7 protein-coding genes are annotated in these 23,937 nt (G+C 52.2%); 1 reads left to right on the top strand and 6 read right to left on the bottom strand.

The genetic code is table 11. The features are described from left to right. Positions 1-308: 308 nt before the first annotated feature. The 4 genes from WG929_RS19660 to WG929_RS19645 all read right to left on the bottom strand — a co-directional run bounded on the left by WG929_RS19660 (position 309) and on the right by WG929_RS19645 (position 21,232). Entirely contained in the window at positions 309-19,637 is a 19,329-nt protein-coding gene (locus WG929_RS19660; RefSeq protein WP_416207431.1) for a non-ribosomal peptide synthase/polyketide synthase, read from the bottom strand. Positions 19,638-19,836: 199 nt separating this feature from the next. Continuing rightward, complete coding sequence (locus tag WG929_RS19655) at positions 19,837-20,148, bottom strand: hypothetical protein (RefSeq protein WP_416207430.1); 312 nt, start codon at positions 20,146-20,148, stop codon at positions 19,837-19,839. A gap of 5 nt (positions 20,149-20,153) precedes the next feature. After that, positions 20,154-20,915, bottom strand: coding sequence for a thioesterase II family protein (locus WG929_RS19650; protein WP_416207429.1), 762 nt, complete (start codon positions 20,913-20,915; stop codon positions 20,154-20,156). A gap of 11 nt (positions 20,916-20,926) precedes the next feature. After that, on the bottom strand, positions 20,927-21,232 hold the full coding sequence (locus WG929_RS19645) for an MbtH family protein (protein WP_435873328.1): 306 nt from the start codon (positions 21,230-21,232) through the stop codon (positions 20,927-20,929). Between the two features lie 90 nt (positions 21,233-21,322). Here WG929_RS19645 and WG929_RS19640 point away from each other — a divergent pair, with 90 nt between their 5' ends. Then, positions 21,323-21,469, top strand: coding sequence for a hypothetical protein (locus WG929_RS19640; protein WP_369854690.1), 147 nt, complete (start codon positions 21,323-21,325; stop codon positions 21,467-21,469). A gap of 114 nt (positions 21,470-21,583) precedes the next feature. Here WG929_RS19640 and WG929_RS19635 read toward each other — a convergent pair whose 3' ends face one another. Further along, positions 21,584-22,981, bottom strand: a complete 1,398-nt coding sequence (locus WG929_RS19635; protein WP_416207428.1) for an aspartate aminotransferase family protein — start codon at positions 22,979-22,981, stop codon at positions 21,584-21,586. A 28-nt stretch (positions 22,982-23,009) separates the two neighbouring features. Further along, a complete protein-coding gene (locus tag WG929_RS19630; protein ID WP_494517116.1) occupies positions 23,010-23,936 on the bottom strand; it encodes a formylglycine-generating enzyme family protein in 927 nt (308 codons plus the stop codon). Between the last annotated feature and the right edge of the window lies 1 nt (position 23,937).

Here is a 23,937-nt window from a genome sequence, read left to right as displayed (position 1 = left end):
GCCAGAGGATGCTGATCAGGCGACAATCGAAAAAGGCGTGAACTTCCCAACGTTGCCACGGGCGATTACAAAAGCAATGTAATGTTTAAAAAACTGGCTCAAATGACGTTGACACGTTCCGCGGTCAACAACATCAGAATCGCTTGGCGTTAGACCGCAAGCTTCCTTGACAATCACATTACAGCATTCAGTAGAATGCTCAAATCGAATCTACCTGCCTACCCAATGCCATTAACTTAAAGCCTGGCCCTGCTGGAAGCAGGGTCAGGAATCAGCCAAAACCCGGTGTTTTTGAAGTCAGCTACTCGCTAAGTTAATGACATTGCCTGCCTACCCTCTAGAGTTTTCATTACATCCTTTATCCGGCCTTCAGCTAAACTTGGAAAGCTCGATAATATCGCCCAAAACAAATTGACAATATGCTCTATCAATGGCTGATCCAAGTGCTGGCGGGCATAACTTATGTGTAAACTTAGCTGCTCTCCCAAACTAAATAACAAAGTTAAACTATAATGGGTAAATTCATGCTTTGTTAAAGCAAGTACTTCCAGCCCCTTCCCTTTGAGTGTGTATTCTGGGTTAGGGTAGTTTTCAAAAACGATAACACTATCGAACAGTTCAGAATTTTGATTAACCCAGGATTTAATATCTAATGTGGATACATATTCAAATTCACGTGCGCTACTGTTGAATTCCTGCACTTCTCTTAGCCAATCGGGCAAAATCATCGCGTTATTGATCTTGGCAACTACTGGAATAGTGTTAATAAACAAACCAACTTGTCGATCAATATTTTTAACCCCACTCGGTCGCCCAGAAACGGTTGAACCAAAACTCACTACATCCTGGCGAAAAAGAGCGTGTAGCAACAACATCCATGCGCCCTGCACCAATGTATTTACTGTGACTTTTTCCTGTTTGGCAAAGCGTTTAATGGCCTCAGTTTGCTTTATCCCTAGGCGATCAAATGATTCTCCCCACTCGGGCTTGATCGTTTCTTGCTCGAGCACGTTTTGAGAATACTTACTCGCAAAAAGTGTGGGTGACGTTAAGTCTTTTAACGCTTCAAGCCAAAAGCTACGAGCCCTAACAAGGCTCTTCCGACCCAACCACTCCAGATAGCTTTTATAATTATTATGATCATCTTGCACCGGAAAAATGCCATCAAAATAGTGCCTAAAAACATTTGCCATAACTAGAGAAGCGCTCCAACCATCTAACAAAAGGTGATGATTGGTATATATGATATGAAATCGTCCATTTCCAAGACTAACCAAGTCCAGCCGTAATAATGGCTCGCGATCATAGGCAATATCTCTATCGAGAATTTCAAAAGCCAACTCATCGATACAATGAGTAATGTTTAATTCAGGGTCATTCGCGGATGATTGCCAATCGATAAGAGTAAACGGTATTCCATCTTGTTTAATAACGACCCTGACGGGATCAGGCAAATTTTTCCAGAAAAAACGGGAGCGCAAAACCTCGTAGGTATCAACAACCGCATACCATGATTGGCGCAACTTATCCGGGTTCAGGCCCACTACCTCAAATCGTGACTGATTGACGTAATAATTTTTTTCCGGTCGGTTAACACTATACCAAAGCATGGTTTTCTGAGTGGGCGTCAATGGAAAAATATCGACAATATAATCAGTCAACGAGGCGATAGCGTCAAGCTGATCTTGGGATATATTTACATACGGAAAATCCGAAGGTGTAACACCTTTATGTGAGCCTGCACAACAATGCTGTATCAATCCAAGCAGCTCTTCGACATACTGGTTTGCTAAAGTCTCGATGGTTTGCGTGCGGTACATATCACCACTGAAATTCCAGCCTAATTTCAACTCACCGTTATAAACCTGACCACTGATCGACAACCAATTTCCTAAGGGCGCTTCTGCACTTTGACCGCTACCGGTATTTTCACTGGCGGGTTTAAATAAGCTATGACTATCAAAACTGCCATCAAACTGTCCCAGGTAATTAAAGGTGATGCGCGCTTCCGGTAATTGACTTAGCGACCGCCGAACAGACTCATCTCCCAAATAACGCAGCACACCGTAACCCAAACCTTTATTGGGAACCGCCCGCAATTGCTCCTTAATCATTTTCAGTGAGTAATCCAAGGATTCAGAGGGCGTTAATTTCACCGGATAAACACTGGTGAACCATCCCAAGGTGCGAGTCAGATCAACCTCCTCGAACAACTCTTCGCGCCCGTGGCCTTCCAATTGAATGACTACCGACTGTTGTCCCGACCAACGCCCGATAACTCGTGCCAGCGCGGTTAACAGAAGGTCGTTAATCTGAGTACGATAGGCACTCGGCGCCTCCTTCAGCAACTGATGGGTCTGACTGGCATTGAGTTGGCAGCTCACTTGCCGAGCGTGCTTTATCGCCAAGCTGCCATCCGGGTTATCCCGAGGTAAGTCTCCGGTCAGCGTCGCCAGTTGGTTTTGCCAATAGCCCAGATCTTGTCGTAGCGCATCGCTACGCGCATAACGATGTAGCTGTTCAGACCAAGTCTGCACCGAGCAGGTTTTAAACGGCAAGCTAATCGCTTGTTTCAGCAACGCTTGCTGATAAGCAGTTTGCAGGTCTTCTAACAATATCCGCCAAGAAACGCCATCGACGACCAAGTGATGAACCACCAGCAACAAACGCTGCTCACCGTTTGACAGCTCCGCCAATACCACGCGCATGAGCGGTCCCCTAGCCAGATCAAAACTTCTTTGCGCATCGTTAAATACGGATTTCAGCTCAGTTTTATCTGTTAGGGTAACTTGCCAGAGGCATTCTTCCGCCAGTGCATGGGCTTGCTCCACAGTAATAAAAATCCCCGGCCCTCTCAGAGCCGATGCCTCATCTTGAGTAAAGCGCAGGCGCAAAGCATCGTGGTGCACCAACAACTGCTCAAGTGCCGTTTGTAACACCGGCAACTGCAGTGGTTCGATGGGGATAAGCAGCACCGATTGGTTCCATTGCTGCCGGTCCGGTATGTCTGTGGAAAAAAACCAGTGCTGGATGGGAGTTAGGAGCAAGTCGCCTTTCACTGGCCCCTGGTCAATAGCCATATGCTCTTTGGGAACGTGGCTTACCATCGCCAATCGCCCCAGACTTTGGTATTGAAACACGTCCTTGGGGGTAAACCGCAGCCCCTGCTGCCGCGCTCGACTAACCAGCTGGATGGCGACAATGGAATCCCCTCCCAGCTCAAAGAAATTATCGTTAACGCCTACCTGCTCAACGCCTAAAACGTCTTGCCAGATATTCGCTAACATTTGTTCCAGCTCTGTCTGTGGCGCCTCGTAGAGTCGGTCATGGGCATTGACATCCACAGCCGGTAGCGCCTTCCGGTCCAACTTGCCGTTGGCTGTCAGGGGCAAGTGCTCAAGCAGTACATACTGTCTGGGCACCATGTAATTGGGCAAAGCGCTCTGCAGTCGCTCCTTCAGTTTCCCCCAGAAGTAGTTTTTCGAGTGATGATCAACGTTGTTACCCACCAATACCTCATCCTTGGGAACAATATAAGCCACTAATTGTTGAACACCGCTGCCGGACTGTTGAGCGAGTACCGCCACATTTTTTACCGAGTCTTGAGCATTGAGCTGTGATTCAATTTCGCCCAATTCAATGCGGAACCCACGGATTTTCACCTGGTCATCGATGCGACCCAGGTATTCAACATTGCCATCTGTGCGATACCGAGCTAAATCACCGCTGCGGTACAAACGATCACCACCTTGCCGGCCGAAAGGATCAGGCACAAAGCGATCTGCTGTTAATGCCGCCCGGCCTTGATAGCCCCGAGCCAGCAACTGGCCACCAATCACCAGCTCTCCAACCACGCCTTGCGGCAACACATTCAGGTCGTGGTTAACCACGCAAATCTTGCGCCCGGACAGAGGCTCACCAATCGGTATCGCCGAGGGTAACGATGCCTCGTCGGCAAACAGCTCATCACAGCAAAAGCTGGTGGCCGCCGCAGTGGCTTCCGTAGGCCCGTAGAAATTCCACAACCGGGTTTGTTCAGACAGCCCCAGTCGCTGCCAGATAGCCAGTGCCTCGGGTGGCATCGCCTCCCCCCCGAGAATCATGCACCGCCAGCGACCGAAATTACCCAGCCCCTTGGCAGCAAAATCGTTAAGCAGGTTTCGCCACATGGATGGCGTCAGGTTCACCACACTGATGTCGTAGTCCAGCAAATTGCGATAGAAGCTGTCGTGATCCCAGATTTCATCGCCCCTTACTATGACACAGGCACCACGACACAGTGACGGAAATACCTGCTCGCCAAAGGTATCAAAATTCAGGGTCGCGTATTGCAACACGCAGTCCATATCGTTGATGGCAAGCCGGTCGGCGTAGGTTTGCACGTGGTGTGCCAGCGATCCCTGATCGATACTCACCCCTTTGGGCCAGCCGGTGGTGCCCGAGGTAAAAATTGTATAGACCAGATGATGGTGGTGGATGGCAACTACCGGATTGTCCCGCGGATAATCCGAATGGTCATCATCCAGACATACACGCCCCACCTGATCCGATAACCAAGATGTGCTGCCGATGGATTTCTGCGTTAGCAACAGTGCCAAGCCGCTGTTATCGGCCATGTAGGCCAAGCGTTCTTCCGGCAAGGCCGGATCCAACGGCACATAAACAGCGCCGGCCTTAAGCGTCGCCAATACCGCAACCACCATATCGAGAGAGCGCTCTACGGCAATACCGACTCGTTGGTCCGGGCCAACCTTTAAGTTATGCATTCTCCATGCCAGTTGATTGGCCCTGGCGTTTAAACCATCGTAGCTCAAGCGCTGCTCGGGCCTGCCCCCCTGCGCCGGAAAGATTAACGCGGTGGCATCGGGGGTAGCTCTCACTTGTTGTTCAAACATTTGGTGGACAGGCGTGAATTGGTTGGAGTAAATGTCCATGGCGTACCAAGCCTGCTGGAAACGATCCCTCTCTTGCGCACTGAGAATGGATATTTCCGCTACCCGTTGCCGGGGGTTGATGGCCAACATTCTCACGAGTCCAGATAAAGCCTCAATCATATAGAAACCAACGCTTTCGGCATCCAATACCGAACACACTTGAATTTTTAAGCTAAACCCCTCCCCCGAGTCATCCACCGAGAGCGCCATTGGATAGTTGGTACGCTCTTCATCATGCAATAGCTCGATGCCGTCCCAAGCAGTTTGCGACTGGGTTGGGGTTTCCGAGGCGCTGTAGCGATAATTAAGCAATGTCGAGAACAGAGGTGTTCCACCGGTCAGGGCACTGCACCGATGGGCCAGAGCCAAGCTGGCGTGCTCATGATGAATCAATTCTGCCAGGGACTCGTGGGTTTTCCGAAGAGCATGCTCCACGGAGAGATCCTGAAGTTTTATCCGCACAGGGAGAGTGTTAACAAACAAACCCAAGGCCCGCTCCGCACCTTCCAGACCTTGCATCCGGCCAAACAATACTGTGCCAAACACCGCCTCTTTACGGCCCGATGTGTTGGCCACAACCAACCCCCAAGCCAAATGAAACAGAGACGTTGCGCTAACTCCATAACGCTGAGCCTGTTCCCTCAAAGACAGAGTCAGATCGCCGGGCAGCGGCTGACGCAGTTCTTCAATATTGCTGCCATCTCCAGTGATATCCAAAAGACCAAAGGGCGCTGTGGGTTCGTCGATGTCGCCCAGCATTTGGGTGAAGAACGCTTCGTGTGCTTGCTCTGCAACACCCAGGCGGGCTTGGGCAACAAAGTTGCGAAACGGTAAAGGGACGGGCAATTCCGCCACCCGCCCGTCCTGGATCAGGCCGATTTCCTCGATGATTTGTTCCAAGGTGGTGTGATCCGAGACCAAGTGATGATTGGTTAACTGTAACAGGTACCGGGACTGCTGCGGATCATACACCGCTATCGCTTCGATAAGCGGTGCCCGGCAAACATCAACACGGTAACTGCATTTATCGACATAAGCGTTGAGCTGCTCGGCAACGCAGAGGTCCAGATTAACCGTCAACCATTGCAGTGCCAGGGGCGCTTGCCGGTAAACAACCTGAACGGAATCATTAAGTCCTTCCCAGTGGATAGCCGTGCGCAGAATGTCATGGCGGACGATGACCTGGTTAAAGCTTGCAATAAATTGCTCAAGTTTTTTCAGGCTGGAAAAACGCATGGATTTTAAACCAATATAGACATCACCTTCATCAGCCAGTAAGTGGTGAAAAAGAATCCCTTCCTGCAGCGGCGCCAAGGGATAAATATCCTGGATGTTGCCGGCGCCACCAGGCACGGCTGCAACAATGGCCTGCAATTGTGCGGAACTTAAATCCACCAAGGTGACCATATCCGGTGTCAACACCTGGCAATCTGCGGGAATACCGTTGGCAGGCACAGTCACTTGATCAGCAGTGACTTGCACCATCTGGGCAAAATCGCTTAATTGCGGGTGGAGGAACAAATCCTTTACCGAAGCCGTCCAGCCTTGCTGACGAATGCGCCCCAATAACTGAATCGACAACAAGGAGTGTCCACCCAGCTCAAAGAAGTTGTCATTGCGCCCGACCCGCTCTATACCGATTACCTCCTGCCAAATCACCGCCAACTTCCGCTCCAACTCAGTTTTTGGTTTTTCGTAGCGCCGAACATCGTCGCTGCTTTTAACAGCAAGCAAGGCGTTGCGGTCTAACTTGCCGTTAGTGGTCAGTGGTAGCTGTGCCAGCAACACACATTGGCTGGGAATCATGTAGTCCGGTAAAGTCCTCTTTAGCTGCGCTTTGAGCACATCCCAAAAGGCTTTTTGCTCAGTGTTGTTCGCGACCAAGCTATCGGCGTTTTCCGGTACCAGATAAGCCACCAGCTGTCGCTGGTCGCTATCGTCCCCGGTGACGACAACGGCCGCATCTCGAACTTGAGGACATTGCCTGAGGCAGGCTTGAATCTCGCCGATTTCAATACGATAACCGCGAACCTTTATCTGGTGGTCAGCACGCCCTAAGAACAGCACATTGCCACTTGAGTCGCGGCGCGCCACATCACCGCTGCGGTAAAGGCGCCCACCGACTTCGCCGGACAGCGGGTCAGGCACAAAACGCTCTGCGGTCGCGGCGGGTTTGCCGTGATATCCACGCGCCAAACCTGCGCCACCGATATAAACTTCCCCGGCAACTTCCGCCAATACAGGATTCACTGCCGCATCGACGATGTACACGCGGTTATTGGTCAGGGGGCTACCCAGCGCAACGCTGGCGGACTCGATATCCGGATTATGGACACTGTGGGTAAGTACCCCCACGGTGGCTTCCGTCGGGCCATAGTGGTTGATGATCTGACAATCGGGCCGCAGTGCCCGCACACGCTGCACCAGCTTTGCCGGACACGGCTCGCCACCCAGTACTAGGCACTGGCTGGGCATCACGGCCATCGTGTTATGTGCCCGCAACAGACTCAACAGATGACTCGGCACAATTTTTAAAGCGCTGATGGCGTGATCGGTCATACAACCGGCAAACTTGTCCGCATCCAATACTGCGTCCTGCGGCATCAGTAGCAAGGCTCGACCGCTACACAGGGCACAGTAAAACATGGTATGCCCCAAATCGGCGGCGTACGTCGAGACCATCGCGAAATTACCGGTGGTGGGCAGCGCCACTCGATCATTCAACGCTTTAATATAATTAACTAGCGAACCATGGCTCACCGCCACGCCCTTGGGTGTACCGGTTGTCCCCGAGGTATAAATAACGTAAGCAAGGTTGCCAGGCGAAACCATCGACGTCAGATTGTCAGTTCCTGATTGCGACCCCGATAATTGTGGGTCGCTCTCCAGGCAAAACCCTGTGTCCTGACAAAGCCCAATGTCCATGCTAAGCACAGTCACGCCCTCAAACGCGGGCAATCGAGCACGCAGCTGCTGTTGTGTCAGCACCAAAACGGCGCCACTGTCCCGCACCATATAACCCAGCCGCTCCGCAGGATATTCCGGGTCCAAAGGCACATAGGCACCGCCGGCTTTGGCAATCCCGAGCAGACCAATAACCATATCAAGGGAACGCTCCACGGCTATCCCCACCAACACGTCCGGCCCCACGCCCTGCTTTCTCAAACTGCGGGCCAGTTGGTTGGCGCGGCTGTTTAGCTCAGTATAGGTCAATGTCCGCTCCGGCTGCTCGCCTTGTGCGGGAATGATCACCGCTGGAGCATTGGGAGTCTGCGCGCTTTGAGCCTCAAATAAACGGTGAAAACCAGATACCTTGCCGTAGTCATTAAACGTTGCATTGCAAGCATGCAGAACGCGGGATCGCTGATTTTCATTCAGCAAATCCAGGTCGGAACAAATTTTCTGCGAGGATTCCGTTAAAACTTTTGTGACCTGAACAACGGTGCTATGCATCAAGTCGCACACCAGCTCTGATTGAATGCTGTTATCAACTTTGGCGATTAAACTAAAGCCGATACCATCATCGTTAACCGACATAGAAACCGGATAATTCGTCCGCTCTTTGCCTCGCAGCACTGCAACACCTTGCAAATGGCCGGCGGAGTCGTTGTCGGTATCCTGCGAGGTATGGCGGTAATTTAACAGTGAAGTAAACAGCGGCGTATTACCCGGCAACCCACTGTAACGCTGCGCAATCGACAGGCTGACATGCTCGTATTCCAGAAGGTCATTAAGCATCTTTTGAGCGGCTAACAGAGAACCCACAATGTCCTGGCCATCCAACTGGCAGCGAAATGGTAAAGTATTGATAAACAAACCCACGGCTTTTTGATAATCGCCACCGGCTAACATCCGACCAAACAACACAGTGCCAAACACCACATCACTGCGACCCGATGTTTTACTGACAACCAGCGCCCAACATAAATGAAAGACAACGGCGGGACTCACTCCATAACGCTTGGCCTGTTGGCGTAGCGATAACGCCAGCTCGTCAGCTAAATCCCGCCGCGACTGCGATATATTTAAACCATTGTTGAGTATATTTAAAATATTAAACGGTGCCGATGTCTCTTCAATATCACCCAGCAGCCGAGTAAAAAATTTTTCGTGCTCAGCATCGTTAACTAAATGCCGGCACTGGGCGATGTAATTTCTAAATGGCAGGGGCTGTGTTAATTTGTCCTTCTGATTTTCTTCCGGCGCTCCAATCTCATGAATTATTCTCTGCAGGGTGGTGTTATCGTCAATCATATGGTGTATCAATACACTCAATAACCAACGATTTTCCGCCTCATCCTGAATCGCTGTCGCTTTAATCAGTGGCGCCTGAGTGAGGTCTATTCGGCTACAATCCACCCGATGTTGTAATTGTTCGAGTGCGGAAACTTCATCGCCCCTTGAAATCCAACAGGTGTGCAAAGGCGCTTTTCGAGACACCACTTGCACAGGCTCAATAAGCCCCTCCCAGTGCACGGAAGTTCGCAGAATATCGTGGCGATTAATGACCGTGTTAAGGCGATCAATAAACCATTCAAGACGCCACTTGGTGTCGAAACTCACTATATGAAAGGTGATATAAGGGTCGTTATCTTTCTCTAAAATATGGTGAAACAAAATACCCTGTTGAAGCGGCGCCAAGGGGTAAATATCTTGGATATTTTCCGCAGCACCCAACACTTGATTTTCAATACGGTTAATCTCACCGGGAGTTAACTCCAGCAATGTCAGCATGTCCGGTTGGATGGCTTGACAGCCTTGTGGAATAAGATTGGGCGGTGCAATAAACTCGGTAGTGTTGGCATCGGATGGATCGGCCTGTACCGCCCTGCAAAACTCCTGGAACCGGGGATAACGGAATAAGGTACGAACCGGCGTAGAAATTCCGTTCGAACGCATCTGCCCATGCAGTTTCATAGCCAGCAGGGAATGCCCTCCCAACTCGAAAAAATTGTCGTTAAGCCCTACGCGCTCGACATCCAAAACCGACGCCCAGACAGAGGCCAATTGCTGTTCCAATTCGGTCTGCGGCGCTTTATAGGCTTGCGTTAAGACACTGCTGTCAATTTCAGGTAACGCTTTTTGGTCCAATTTTCCATGGGCAGTCAAGGGGAACTGTTTAAGCAGCAGATATTGATTGGGCACCATGTAATCCGGCAGAACAGCTTGTAATCGCGTCTTCAGAGCTGCTCGGAAGTTATTGAGAACCTCCTCGTGCGATTCTGTATCGCCGCTCAATAGAGAGAGGTCGCTGGGTATCACATAAGCCACCAACTGCTGGCCACCTGTAGTGCCCACCTGCTGTGCCAGCACCACTGCATCCTTGACCGAATCCTGAGCGCTGAGCTGTGATTCGATTTCCCCCAGCTCAATTCTAAAACCGCGAATTTTGACCTGGTGATCGATACGCCCCAAGTAATCGATAGCGCCATCGATTTGGTAGCGAGCCAGATCACCTGTTCGATACAAACGTTGGCCTGGTTTTGCGCTGAAGGGATCGGGCACAAAACGTTCTGCGGTTAAACCCGGTCGACTCAGGTAGCCACGCGCCAGCCCTGCTTTTCCAACGTGCAACTCACCGCTGCAGCCGGGGGGCACCGGCTGGCCTTCCAGGTCCAACACATACCAGCTAAGATCAACAATTCGCTCTCCAATCGGGCTTCCGGCACGGTCGACTGCGGTCATTGGGCGATAGGTCACATGCACTGTGGTTTCAGTAATGCCGTACATGTTAGTCAGTTGCGGCGTTTGATCACCAAAGCACTCAAACCAGGGTTGCAGGGTTTCCGCTGCCAGTGCTTCACCACCCAAAATGACATGACGTAACGCCATGCTTTTGTTTCCGGCTTGCGCATGTTCACAAGCCAGGGCTATCAGCGGCCTAAACGCAGACGGCGTTTGGTTTAAGATGGTCACTTGGTAATCACATAAAAGCCGGTAAAAGTCATCGCTGGCGCGCGCGGCTTCACGGGTAACGATCAACAACTTACCGCCATGCAGTAGTGCACCGAAAATCTCCCAGACCGAGAAATCAAAAGCATAGGAGTGAAACAAGGTCCACACATCGTGACGGCCAAAGTGGAACCACTGTTGGGTGGCCTGCATTAATCGGCTGACATTGCGATGCGCCAGTAATGTTCCCTTGGGTTTGCCGGTGGACCCCGACGTGTAAATCACATAAGCCAGATTATGCGGGCTGGTGATCAGAGGTAAGTTAGTGGTGGCTTTTTGACGCCAACTCTCAAGTTCATCCAGACACAGGATGTTAACGTTGCTTGGAACGGGTAAACTCTGTTGCAGCCCGGATTGCGTTAACAGCAGTTCAATACCGCTGTCCTGCATTATGTAGGCTAGACGTTCCTGCGGATACTCCGGGTCCAGCGGCACATAAGCCCCCCCGGCCTTTAGAATCGCCAGCAGGCCAACCACCCTATCAAACGATCGCTCCACCGCAATCCCCACCAGCACATCCGGGCCTACACCTTTTTGCCTTAAGGAATGAGCCAATTGATTGGCTTTAGTGTTCAGCTCTGCATAGGTAAGGATCTGTTCCGGTTGGCAATCTTGCGCCGGGAAAATCAGGGCCGTGGCCTCTGGGGCATTCTCCACCTGCTGTTCAAACAGCGTATGGATACAGGTGCCTTCACCGTAATCCCCTGCCGTTTCATTCCACGCCTTCAGGATACCGCTGGTTTCTGCAGCGCTGAGTAGTGTCAATTCCGCTACACGTTGAGCGGGCTGATGGATCATAGACTCCAACAACCGCTGCCAATGCTCTGCGAGGCGCTCTATCGTCTCGGCCTCAAACAGATCCGTACCGTAGTTAAATGTGGCGAACAGACCTTCCAATGACGAAGTAATCGTCAGCGTCAGGTCAAACTGCGCGGTTTGTTGTTCGTCGGGCACACTCTCCACAGTCAGACCATCCAGTCGTCTCAAGACATGGCCTGACTCGCTATTTCCGCCATCATGGTAATTGAACATCACCTGGAACAGAGGTGTAGTGCTTAAACTCCGCTCCGGTTGCAAGGCTTCCACCAACTGCTCGAACGGTAAGTCCTGATGTGCCTGTGCTTCCAGCGCCGTGTGCTTAACCTGTTGCAGCAGTTCGTTAACCGTTAGCTCGGGGCTTATCTGCGCCCGCAGCACCTGGGTGTTGACAAAAAAGCCGATCAGCCGCTCGGTTTCTAAACGGGTGCGGTTGGCAATGGGCACACCCACCCGAATGTCGTCCTGACCACTGTAGCGATGCAACAAAGCCTGGAACGACGCCAGCAGCAGCATAAACGGCGTCACTCCTACACGCTTCGCCTCTGAGATCACTCGTTCAGATAAATCCTTTGGCAGTCCTTGAGTAAAGGTCGCACCCCGGTAGCTGGGTAGCTGGGGACGCGGATAATCCGTCGGTAGCTCCAACACCGGCTGTTCATCACCCAACTGCTCCCGCCAGTAAGCGAGCTGCCGATCGGCTTCACCGGCTTCCATGACCTGCCGTTGCCAAGCCGCGTAGTCCGCATACTGAATGGGTAACTCGGGAAAATCCGGTTGCTGGTTCTGGCTGTAGGCCTGGTAAGCCGATACCAGTTCTTCCACCATCACCCGCATGGACCAGGCATCGGAGACAATGTGGTGTTGCACCAGCGACAGCACATGGTCGTCGCTACCGAATTTAATCAGATGAGCCCGCAGTAACGGCCCCTGGCTAAGATCAAAAGGCTGGTTGGCATGGGTTTGCAGCAGGCGTTTTAAAGCCTGGTCTACGGTTTCACCTTCAGTGATTTCTAGTGTTTGAGACAGGAGAGGTAAGCTTAGCTCCGGCACAATAATCTGACACAGTTCACCGTCAAGCTCACCAAAGTGTGTACGCAGCACTTCGTGCCGTGCAATCACTGCATCGAAGCTGTGGCGCAGGGCTTCCTGATTTAGCCTGCCGGTTAAACGCAACGCCGCGCTGATATGGTAGGCCGTACTCTCCGGGGCCAGTTGCCATAACACCCACTGGCGTTGCTGGGCGTAGGAGAGTGGCAGAGACTGTTCCCGAGACACCTGCTCAATCGGAACCACCTGAACGGGAGATGCCGTCGCAATCCGCTGAGCCAAAATGCGCAGGTCTGCGGCTTCAAATAAGGTCCGTAATGGCAGATCAGTATCCAACCTGTGGCGGATGCGAGACACCACCTGGGTCGCCAGCAGAGAATGCCCACCCAGTTCAAAGAAATTATCATTGAGTCCGACCTGCTCAACGCCCAGCACGTCCTGCCAGATGCTGGCCAGTTGTTGTTCCAGCTCTGTTTGCGGGGGTTCGTATTGGCGGCTAAAGGCACTGCCATCCAACTTCGGCAAGGCCTTGCGGTCCAGTTTGCCATTCGGGGTCAACGGTAAGTGATCCAGTAACACGTATTGATGGGGGACCATATACTCCGGCAGACTCGCCTGAAGCTGAGACTTCACTTCGCTGCGGAAGGTGTTTTGTGCTTCGGTATCAGCTTTGTCGGTCACCAGGGCGCTGTCCGCCGGTACCACATACACCACCAGTTGCTGACCACCGGTATCACCGATTTCCTGGGCAAGCACCACCGCCTCTTTAACAACAGACAGCGACTGCAGCTGTGATTCAATCTCGCCCAGCTCAATCCGGAAGCCGCGGATCTTCACCTGGTGATCGATACGGCCTAAGTACTCTATATTGCCGTCCGAACGATACCGCGCCAAATCGCCAGTGCGGTATAAGCGACCTCCGCCCTCCTCACCATACGGGTCAGGAACAAAACGCTCCGCCGTTAAGGCGGGTTTGCCGTGGTAACCACGGGCCAGCAAATCGCCTCCTATCAGCAATTCCCCCGCCACACCACCAGGTAGTAGGTTCAGGTCATTGCTAACGACATAAACCGCACGCTCCTGCAGAGGCTCACCAATGGGAATCACTGCAGGTATGGGATTCTCGCTGTCAAAAAAAACATTGCAGCAAAAACTGGTGGCAGCGGCGGTGGCCTCGGTCGGCCCATAAAAATTCCACAGCTTGGCCTGTTCAGACAGACCCAGTTGTCGCCAGAGAATTAGCGCCTCGGGAGACATCGCCTCACCGCCAACGATCATACGGCGCAAGCGTCCAAAATCGTTTAAACCTTTGTCGGAAAAATCTTTGATCAGATGAAACCAGAGTGATGGCGTCAGATTTGCCACGCTGATGCCGTAATGCAGCAGATTGCTGTAGAACGTATCGTGGTCCCAGATTTCTTCTCCCCGCACAATCACGCAAGCTCCCCGGAAGAGTGAGGGAAACACCTGCTCGCCGAAAGTATCGAAATTGAGCGTGGCGTACTGCAGTACACAGTCCGTGTTATTCAATGCCAGACGGTTGGCGTAAATTTCCGAATGGCGCGCCAGTGATCCATGATCAATACCGACGCCTTTGGGTAAGCCCGTAGTGCCCGATGTGAAAATCATATAGGCCAGATTTTTCTCGTGGACCGGAGCGGACAAGTTATCCACTGGGTAATCCGAGCGGTCTTCTTCCAAAAATACCCGTTGGATATCGTCTGAGAATGGCAACCTGTCGTCGAGCGATTTCTGAGTCACTAATAAAGACAGGCGACTGTTGTCGGCCATGTAGACCAACCGATCCTGCGGGAAAGCGGGGTCCAGTGGCACGTAAGCGCCGCCCGCCTTCAGAATGGCCAGAACGGCAGACACCATGTCGAGAGAACGCTCCACCGCAACACCGATCAGCATGTCCGGGCCGATACCGAGTTCGCGCAACCGCCATGCCAGTCGATTGGCCCGAGCGTTCAACTCAGCATAAGTCAGACGTTGCTCGGGCTGGTTCTGTTGTTGCGGAAAAATAAGGGCCGTTGCATTCGGCGTTTTTTCAACCTGCGCCTCAAATTGGCGGGCCATATCCACCGTCTGTCCGCTATCGCCTCCCTTGCAGTTCCTCTCAGCAAAAATCTGATGCAATTCGTCTTTGCCGAGCATCGGCAATTCGGCGACAGGCATATCGTGTCGGCTCACCATCGCCGTCAATAAACGCTGCCAATGCGCGGCAAAACGCTCAACCGTCTTCGGCTGAAACAAGTCCGTCGCATAATTAAAAGTTGCGGAAAGCCCAGATGAACGCTCGGTAAGTACCAGGGAAAGATCAAACTGAGCGGTCTGGTTATCCCAAAACACCTCGTTGAGCGCCATATCTCCGACCGCCGCCAACTGGGTATCCGACACCAGGCCGTGGCTGGACTGATAATTAAACATCACCTGAAACAATGGCGAATAAGACGCACTCCGCTCCGGCTGCAAGGCCGCCACCAGTTGCTCAAACGGCAAATCCTGGTAATCCTGCGCTTCCAGGGCGCGCTGTTTGGTTTCACGCAGCAGCTCGGTGACTGTCATGTCGCCGGTGATATCCGCGCGATGCACCTGCGTATTAACAAAAAAACCGACCAGACGCTCAGTTTCGAGCCGGGTACGGTTGGCGATCGGCGCGCCCACCCGAATCTGTTCCTGGCCGCTGTAGCGGTAGAGCAAAATCTGGAACGAGGCCAAAAACCACATAAAGGGCGTGACGCCCAATGCGCGGGCCTGGTGGTCGATTTTTTTTACCAATTCCTGTGGCAGCGTAAAGGTGTGATCGGCACCAGCAAAACTCGGTTGAGTTGGTCGTGGGAAGTCGGTGGGCAATTCCAGTACCGGGTGGTCATCGCCCAGCCGCTGCCGCCAATAGTTGAGTTGACGGTCTTTCTCCGCCCCATCAAAAAAACGGCGCTGCCATTGGGCGAAGTCCGCATATTGAATTGGCAATGGGGCTATGTCCGGTTCCTGCCCCTGCCGGAAAGCGCCGTAAACGTCAGCCAGTTCATTGACCAGTACCTGCATCGACCAACCATCAGAAATCACATGATGCTGAACCACCGCCAACAGATAATCCTGCTCGTCCAACTGGATCAGTTTGACCCGCAACAGCGGCCCCTTCAGCAGGTCGAATGGCTCCTGACCAAGAGCGCGGAGCCGGTCTTCCGAATCGACACCGGCAGGTAGACGTTCAGGCGTCAGGTCGAAGGGTTGCGCAGCAGCAATGATTTGATAGGCACTATCGCCGTCTTCTTGAAAATGGGTTCGCCAGATTTCATGGCGCGCCATCAGGTAATCAAAACTTTTCTGCAACGCGGGAATATCCAGATCGCCACGAATACGAAAAGCGAGATTGATGTTGTAGGCCGCACTCGACGGTTCCATTTGCCACAATAACCACTGGCGGGTTTGTGCAAATGACAGGGATAGCGGCTGATCCCGAGGCACGGGGTCGATCACCTGCACCTGGGCCTCTGGATTAGTTTTATCGACCCATTCGGCGACTGTCTGGCAAAACACCTCAAAATCACTGGCTTCGAACAGCGTTCGCAGTGGCAGTTCGGCATTAACCGCTCGGCGCAAGCGGGTAACCACCTGCGTGATCAGCAATGAGTGACCACCCAGTGCAAAAAAATTATCGTCGAGACCGACTCGCTCGACACCCAAGACCTCCTGCCAGACAGTCGCTATTTGTTTCTGTAGCGGTGTTTGTGGTGGCCGGTATTGCCGTTGTAGATCATGGGCATCAACGGCGGGCAGCGCTTTGCGATCCAGTTTGCCGTTGGCAGTAATTGGCAATCTGGCCAATGCTACATAGTGGTTGGGCACCATGTAATCGGGCAACGTCTGCAACAGTTCGGTTTTTAGTGTGGCGCAAAACTGACTGTGTGATTCATCCTTTGCATCGACTAAGGCCTGATCTTTCGGCACCACATAAGCCACCAACAGCGGTTCCTTCTGCTCGCCGTGAATCATTGAAACAGCGGCATCAACAATACTGGATGACTGCTTCAGGGGGGCTTCGATTTCGTCGATTTCTATACGAAACCCACGGATTTTTATTTGCTTATCGATGCGCCCCAAAAACACAACGTCGTCATTTTTGTTACGCCGCACCCGGTCGCCGCTGCGATACAGGCGCTCACCATCCGCCCCTGCAAAAGGGTTGGGCACAAACCGCTCCGCGGTGTCGGCGGCCCTACCGCAATAGCCCCGGGCCAGTCCGGTGCCGCCAATAAAAAATTCGCCAATGGCCTGGGTCGGCACCGGGTTTAACGCCTCGTCAACAACGTAGGCACAGCTACCCGCCAGGGGTTGACCCAGGGGAATACTCGCCGCCTCCCCGCTTAGTGATTCCATCTGGTGGGTTAATGCGCCCACAGTGGTTTCGGTCGGGCCGTAGTGATTGACGATGCGGCAGCCCGGACGCAACTTGCTTATCCGTTGCACCAATGCCGGTGAACAGGCCTCCCCCCCCAGTATCAGACACTGGCTGGGTATCGCCGCCTGACTGCTGTGGGCCTGCAACAGACCTTGTAGATGGCTGGGTACCATTTTCACGACAGTGATGGCGTGGCGTTCCATATACCCGGCGAATCGTTCAGCATCCAATGTCACTTCTTTCTGTACTAGGTGCAGCGTACGACCGCCGCAAAGCGCGCCGTAGAAGACGGTGTGGCCAAGATCGGCGGCGCAGGTGGATACCATGGCGAAGTTGCCTGTGGCAGGTAGCGTCAGTTCGTCCTCTAACGCTTGCAGGTAGTGGCACAAATTGCCATGGTTGACCGCCACACCTTTCGGCTTACCCGTGGTGCCCGAGGTGTAAATAATGTAAGCGAGATTGGCCGCGTTGCAGGCAATGTCCAGGTTAGCCTCATCAAGCTGATTCCAGGCCAAGGCTTCCGTACTGAAGTCCAGTGTGACAACCTTGATATCTTTCTTCATCGGCAACCGGGCGCGCAGGTTTTTTTCAGTCAGCACGATATCGGCGCCGCTATCAGCCATCATGTGATGCAGGCGCTGTTCAGGGTATTCAGGGTCCAGCGGCACATAGGCACCACCGGCTTTAAGCACGGCTAAAATGGCCACAACCAGGGACGGTGAACGCTCCAGCGCGACGGCTACCGGGCTATCCGGGCCGACACCCAGCGCCTGTAAATAACGTGCCAGTTGATTCGCTTGCGCGTTCAGCTCCCTGTAGGTAAGTTGCAGTTCAACAGAATTGTCTTGGTGATTATCCGCCTCACTAACCACGGCAAGCGCATCAGGGGTTAAAGCAGCCCTCGCTTCAAACAGCGTGTGTACCGGTTCGGCGTTTGCCAATGCCACATCCTTGTGGTTCCACTCACGCAAAATACGTTTCGAAAACACATCATCCAATAACGATAGTTCGCCGATAGCCGTTGACGGCGATTGCACTATTGCCTTCAACAGCAACCGCCAACAATCCGCAATCTTCTCCACGGTTGAGTGTTCGAAAACATCCCGGGCATAGGTGAAGGCGGCATACAGCTGCCCGCTTTTTTCCCAGGTATCAAGCTTTAGATCGAATTGCGTGGTTTGCTTGTCCCATGCAAACGGGCGAACCTGAAGACCGCTGGAAATTTTCAAATCACTAACATCTGCGACCAAAGCCTGATGATTGAACAGCACCTGAAACAACGGGTTATGCGTAAAACTGCGCTCCGGCTGCAGCGCCTCCACCAGTTGTTCAAAGGGCAAGTCCTGGTTGGCCTGTGCTTTGAGGGTATGTTTGCGTACGGCGTCAAGTAGATCGGTGAACGTCTGCTGAAAATCGATACTGGCACGCATGACCTGAGTGTTAATAAAGCAGCCGATCAGGCCCTCGGTCTCCGCCCTGTGCCGGTTGGCGACGGGCACACCAACGCGAATATCGGTCTCACCAGTGTAGCGATACAGCAATACCTGAAACGCTGCCAGCAGCACCGTGAACAAACTAGTGTTGTGCTGTTGCGCCAATGCCCGCAGACCATCAGCAACATGAGGATCAATCTGCCATTCGTGACGGGCACCCTGGAAACTCCGCTGTTTTGGCGCACCGTGGTCTGTAGGTAATTGCAGCACCGGTTGATCACCTTGTAATTGCTCGCACCAATAGTCCAACTGCTTTTGTAACTCACCGGCCTCCAGCCAACAGCGCTGCCATAACGCGTAGTCGGCGTACTGAATTGGCAACGTCGGTAATTGAGATTTATCACCGGTGGTTTCCGCCTGGTAATATTGCATTAATTCATCGATTAAAATATTAATCGACCAACCATCGGCGACGACATGATGGAGCGTCACTACTAATACATGGTGTTCTTTTGACAACCTGAACAGTTTCGCGCGCAGCAATGGACCTTTGACAAGATCAAAAGGTATCAGTGACTCCTGCTCAACACGTTTTTTGATGTCTTCGGGAGTTTTTGAGCCTTCGAAAGAAGCGGCATCGTCTGTGGAAAGGTGCTCAACGGCAATCTCGATAGACGCCCATTCTTCAATATGTTGATAAGGATGGCCTTGCTCATCGATGGGGAATAGCGTGCGCAAACTCTCATGGCGGGCAACCACATCATTTAATGCACAACTCAACGCAGCCACGTCCAGTGGCCCACGGATCTCGGTGACGTTGGGCAGATTGTACGCTGCGCTTTCAGGATCCAGCTGCCATAAAAACCACATCCGTTGTTGCGCATAAGAGAGCTGACAGCCACCCTGCTCCCGCTCGCCAGCGACAATAGGAAATACCGAAAAGTCCACGCCTTCCCGTTTCAGCGCCTGTAAAAAAACACTGCGTTTTTCCGGTGCCAGACGAATAAAGCGGGAGGCCAGGGCGCGGGCCTGAGAGTCATTCATAATCGCTCCGAACGTGTTTCGATTTCAGATATTGAAGAAAACGAACGGAGCGGAGCTGAATTTAAGGGGATTTATTGAAACGTATTTATTTTTATGAAAATAAAAAGAGCATTTCGCTTTTATAAAATAAACGTTGTCAGCGGTTACCAAATAGAGAGGGTGTTCATAGTTCGGTAGTGTTCAAAATTCTGTGTCACCTCTATAGTTTACCCTCTACAGGGAGTGACACATCATGTCTGATAAATACGAAATCGACATTCAAGCCTTTGCTAAGGCCCTCCAACGAATGGCCAAAACTTTTTGCAAAGTCATGAAACCCTTCAATACCGCCGCCAACGTCAAATCTCCGGAATAATAAACCACCAGTGGACAGCAGATGCTTGCTTACCAGGTTACGCAATTCATCACCACTATCCCTCAATGAACATTTGGCATTCACTGCAGAGACGACCATAGGAAGCTCATCTTGACAGGAAAACAGGTGAAAAACCTGTAATTCAGCATTATTCATATACATCAACCCAACATTAAGCCTGAAGAATATCCAACCTGAGACCCACCTGATTTAGCGGCCGCCATGCACTCTCTGATATGTTTGCGGATATACTGAAGAACGTCTGCCTGACTTTCATGAATAAAAAAATGCTTTCCCTCGAATTTCATCATACTGAAACGCTCACCCGCCTGATCCTGCCAGGCCAGTAACTCTTCGCTGGTGATATCTTCGTCCCTGCCACTGATTACTACCAGTGGACACGAAAATTTGTTAACGGAGGGCGCATACGAATAATTTTTACAAAGTTCAAAATCGGCTCGAATAACCGGCAGTATCATCTCCATAAGCTCTTGATTATTGATGACCTCCTCCGGCATGCCGCCCAGTTTTTTCAAATGGGCGATGAGGTTATCATCAGTTTCCAGAGCCTCCAGATCTTCAATACATCGCTGTCGCTGCGTTGGTGCGGAGGTGCCCGACGCAATCAATGTAATAGGATCCGGAGCGCCTATCACAACTAACTGGCGCACCAACTCGAAAGCCAGAATTGCACCCAGACTATGCCCAAAAACCGCATAGGGTTGACCATTGATACGGCCACTGACATCGTCTGCCAGTTGGATCACCAACTCGGAAAAATTGGTTTGCAGTGGCTCATCCATGCGCATCCCCCTGCCCGGCAACTCCACCGGGCAGACCTTTATCCATGTCGGCAATTTCCGTTGCCACTGATAATAAACCGCTGAACTTGCACCGGAATATGGCAGGCAAAATAAGTTCATAGTGGACTGCTTCATCCAGCTGCAGATTCAGGCGCTGCTTCTTTGGATTTTTTCTTCAACGTTTTCTTTGATGAATTTTCCGAAGTTTCATTCAGTTCTGTCTCCTGCGCTTCCATCCACTGGCGTAAGCTCAAGGGACGCATATCCGTCCACACTTCCTCAATGTATGCCAGACATTCCTTTTTGTAACCGCTCTTGCCCGCCTTGCGCCAACCTTTAGGAATTTCCTTATAATCCGGCCAGATGGAATACTGTTCCTCATGGTTCATAACCACCTGAAAGATAATATCCTCGCGATCAAATACTGATGTCATCATAAGACTCCTATGTGGTATGCGTTTGGGGACATCTATTTAATCCTGCACGGCTCTGCGCGAGTGTTGCCGTTGTTCAGGGCAAGGCGACGAATGCAGCGAAATGACGAGTCCTTTTCAAATTCGTCAACACCGCACTGGACGGCGGCAACCCGCGCCCTTCGGGGGCTGCCGGATGATCTCGACTCGGTGTCGCCGACTTTTGACTTGACCCGTCAGGCCTGCAAGTCGGCTTCGTGATTCGAAACCATCCGGTGGCCCAGAGTGAGCACCGGATTAAATAGATGTCCCCGTTTGCTTTCTGTAATGCACTTATCAACTTCCAGTTAATAAACGAAAGAAGAAGAAGAAAAATTAGTGATCTAACGCAACGGCAACGGCCCGCGAAAAAATCTCCACCACCCGATCGATTTCTGCTGCGGTAATGATCAGTGGCGGCAGAAAACGCACCACACTGCCAAAACGTCCGCCGAGCTCCAGAATCAATCCGCGAACCAGACATTCCCGCTGGATCAGCGCAGCCAATTGTCCCGACGGTGGCGGATGTCCTTGAGCATCAGGCTTTCCACCCGGATCAACAATTTCTACGCCCACCATCAGACCACGCCCGCGAACATCACCCAACGACGGGCAAGTCGTTTGCAATTCCCGTAAGTGCCTTAGCAGGCGTTCTCCCATAGCGGCGGCGTGACTGGCAAGATTCTCCTGTGCCAGGTATTCCATCACCGCCGACCCTGCCGCCATCGCCATTTGATTCCCCCGAAAGGTGCCGGCATGAGCCCCTGGCTGCCATTGATCCAACTCTTCGCGATACACTATTACCGCCAGTGGCAGACTGCCACCGATTGCCTTGGATAACACCACCACATCAGGAACAATACCTGCCTGCTCAAACGCAAACATGGTGCCGCTGCGGGCAAAACCGCTTTGAATTTCATCGACAATCAAAGGGACTCCCGTCTCTTTCGTAATGCGCCGCAGCCCACGCAGCCACCCAATATCCGCCGGTATGACACCACCCTCGCCCTGAATCACTTCAATGATTACGCCCGCCGGCAGCGGCACGCCGCTTTCCGGATTCGTTAGTAGACTTTCAAGGTAGTGCAGGTTTGCCTTGATACCGGCCTCACCACCTAACCCAAACGGGCAGCGGAAGTCATTGGGATAGGGTAGAAACTGCACATTGTTACTCAATATCGCTGCCTGGGGATTCTTGGGCGCCAGATTCCCCATCAGACTCAGAGCACCCTGGCTCATGCCGTGGTAGGCTCCCTGAAATGACAGCATGGTGCTGCGCCCGGTGGCCGTACGCACCAACTTCAAGGCCGCTTCAACCGCGTCCGTTCCACTGGGACCGCAGAATTGAATCTTCGCTTGCGACCGAAATGAAGCAGGCAACAGGAAAAATAAATCCTGCACAAACTTATCTTTTACCGGTGTAGTGAGGTCTAGCGTCAGCAGAGGCAGACCGCTGTCCAATACCCCGCGGATTGCACTGATCACTGCCGGATGGTTGTGTCCCAGCACCAGCGCACCGGCGCCGGCCAGACAATCGATAAAGGTTCGCCCTTCTACGTCTTCCACATAAATGCCATGAGCTCTGGTTAGCGCCAGGGGAATGCGGCGAGGGTAGCTACGGGCATTGGATTCCTGCTGCTGCTGTCGCGCTAGTATTGGCGAGTCGTAGCTCAGTCGATATAAGTCAAGCGCTTCCTCGCTCTGCAGTTCAGCAACACTTTGTTCGATAGTCATGGCAGTGTTCTCCATTTAAAGACGGTTTTTATAAATCCCGTGCGACCCGGAAACCCAACCAGTCGCCCACCAGCTCATTGGGACGGCTATTACGGTTGCCAGAACGGGAAAATATCGGTGGTTCTATCCAGTCGTTTCCGCGCATCACCCGCCTGCTACAATTACCTTCCACCCAGGGACTACCGTCCGTAGGCGCACCCTCATAACTATCATTCACACAATCGGCTACCCGCTCATAGACATTGCCGTGCATATCAAAAACACCAAACTTGTTCGGAGGGAAGCTGCCAACTGGCGATGTATGCTCATAACCGTCAGCATCGCCATAGGTATTGGCATGCCGGTTAATCTGGTAAATGCCCTCTTTATCGAAGGGAAAAGGAAAGGGTCCCGTTGATCCCGCTCGGGCGGCGTACTCCCATTCCGCCTCACTCGGGAGCCGATAGGGTTTACCGGTTTTTTTCGCCAACCACGCTACGTAAGCTTCCACATCCGGGTAGGTCATACACACGGCGGGCTGCCTGGAGCCATAGAAATAAGAAGGCTTGCCATCGGTACAAGCACGCCCGGGACGGGTATCACCACTACGCCGGGGTGTGCCTGTTTCCTGAATAAAGACATCCCATTCGGCGGTGGTTACTTGATAGATGCCAATCGCAAAGGGGGCTTTAAACGTCACTTGCCGCTGGGGGCTTTCATCGGGTTGATAGCCTATCTCGTCCTCAGGTGCTCCCATGAGGTAGCTACCAGCTGGAAGGATGACCATTTCGGGACAGACGTTACAGTCTTTAAACAAGGTGCCGGGCTGTGGTGTATCTTTCGCGGCACTAACGGCCGCGCTTATCGAAAATGCCAACAGTGCCGCAATGACATAAACTCTTTTTTTATGAGACACATTTCTATGCCTCGCACTTTCACGGCCTGTGCTAAAACTGTTTCCTGAACATTTTTTCATA

Origin of the sequence: Oceanobacter antarcticus (genome assembly GCF_044962685.1) — a bacterium.
Classification (GTDB): domain Bacteria; phylum Pseudomonadota; class Gammaproteobacteria; order Pseudomonadales; family Oceanobacteraceae; genus Oceanobacter; species Oceanobacter antarcticus.
The sequence above is the reverse complement of the archived record's forward strand: the minus strand, read 5'-3'. Positions and strand labels throughout refer to the sequence as shown.

Bases quoted from the DNA above. Each gene is read 5' to 3' on its own strand.
- WG929_RS19660 (WP_416207431.1), bottom strand. From the start codon at position 19,637: ATGAATGACTCTCAGGCCCGCGCCCTGGCCTCCCGCTTTATTCGTCTG.
- WG929_RS19655 (WP_416207430.1), bottom strand. From the start codon at position 20,148: ATGAATAATGCTGAATTACAGGTTTTTCACCTGTTTTCCTGTCAAGAT.
- WG929_RS19650 (WP_416207429.1), bottom strand. From the start codon at position 20,915: ATGAACTTATTTTGCCTGCCATATTCCGGTGCAAGTTCAGCGGTTTAT.
- WG929_RS19645 (WP_435873328.1), bottom strand. From the start codon at position 21,232: ATGATGACATCAGTATTTGATCGCGAGGATATTATCTTTCAGGTGGTT.
- WG929_RS19640 (WP_369854690.1), top strand. From the start codon at position 21,323: ATGCAGCGAAATGACGAGTCCTTTTCAAATTCGTCAACACCGCACTGG.
- WG929_RS19635 (WP_416207428.1), bottom strand. From the start codon at position 22,981: ATGACTATCGAACAAAGTGTTGCTGAACTGCAGAGCGAGGAAGCGCTT.
- WG929_RS19630 (WP_494517116.1), bottom strand. From the start codon at position 23,936: ATGAAAAAATGTTCAGGAAACAGTTTTAGCACAGGCCGTGAAAGTGCG.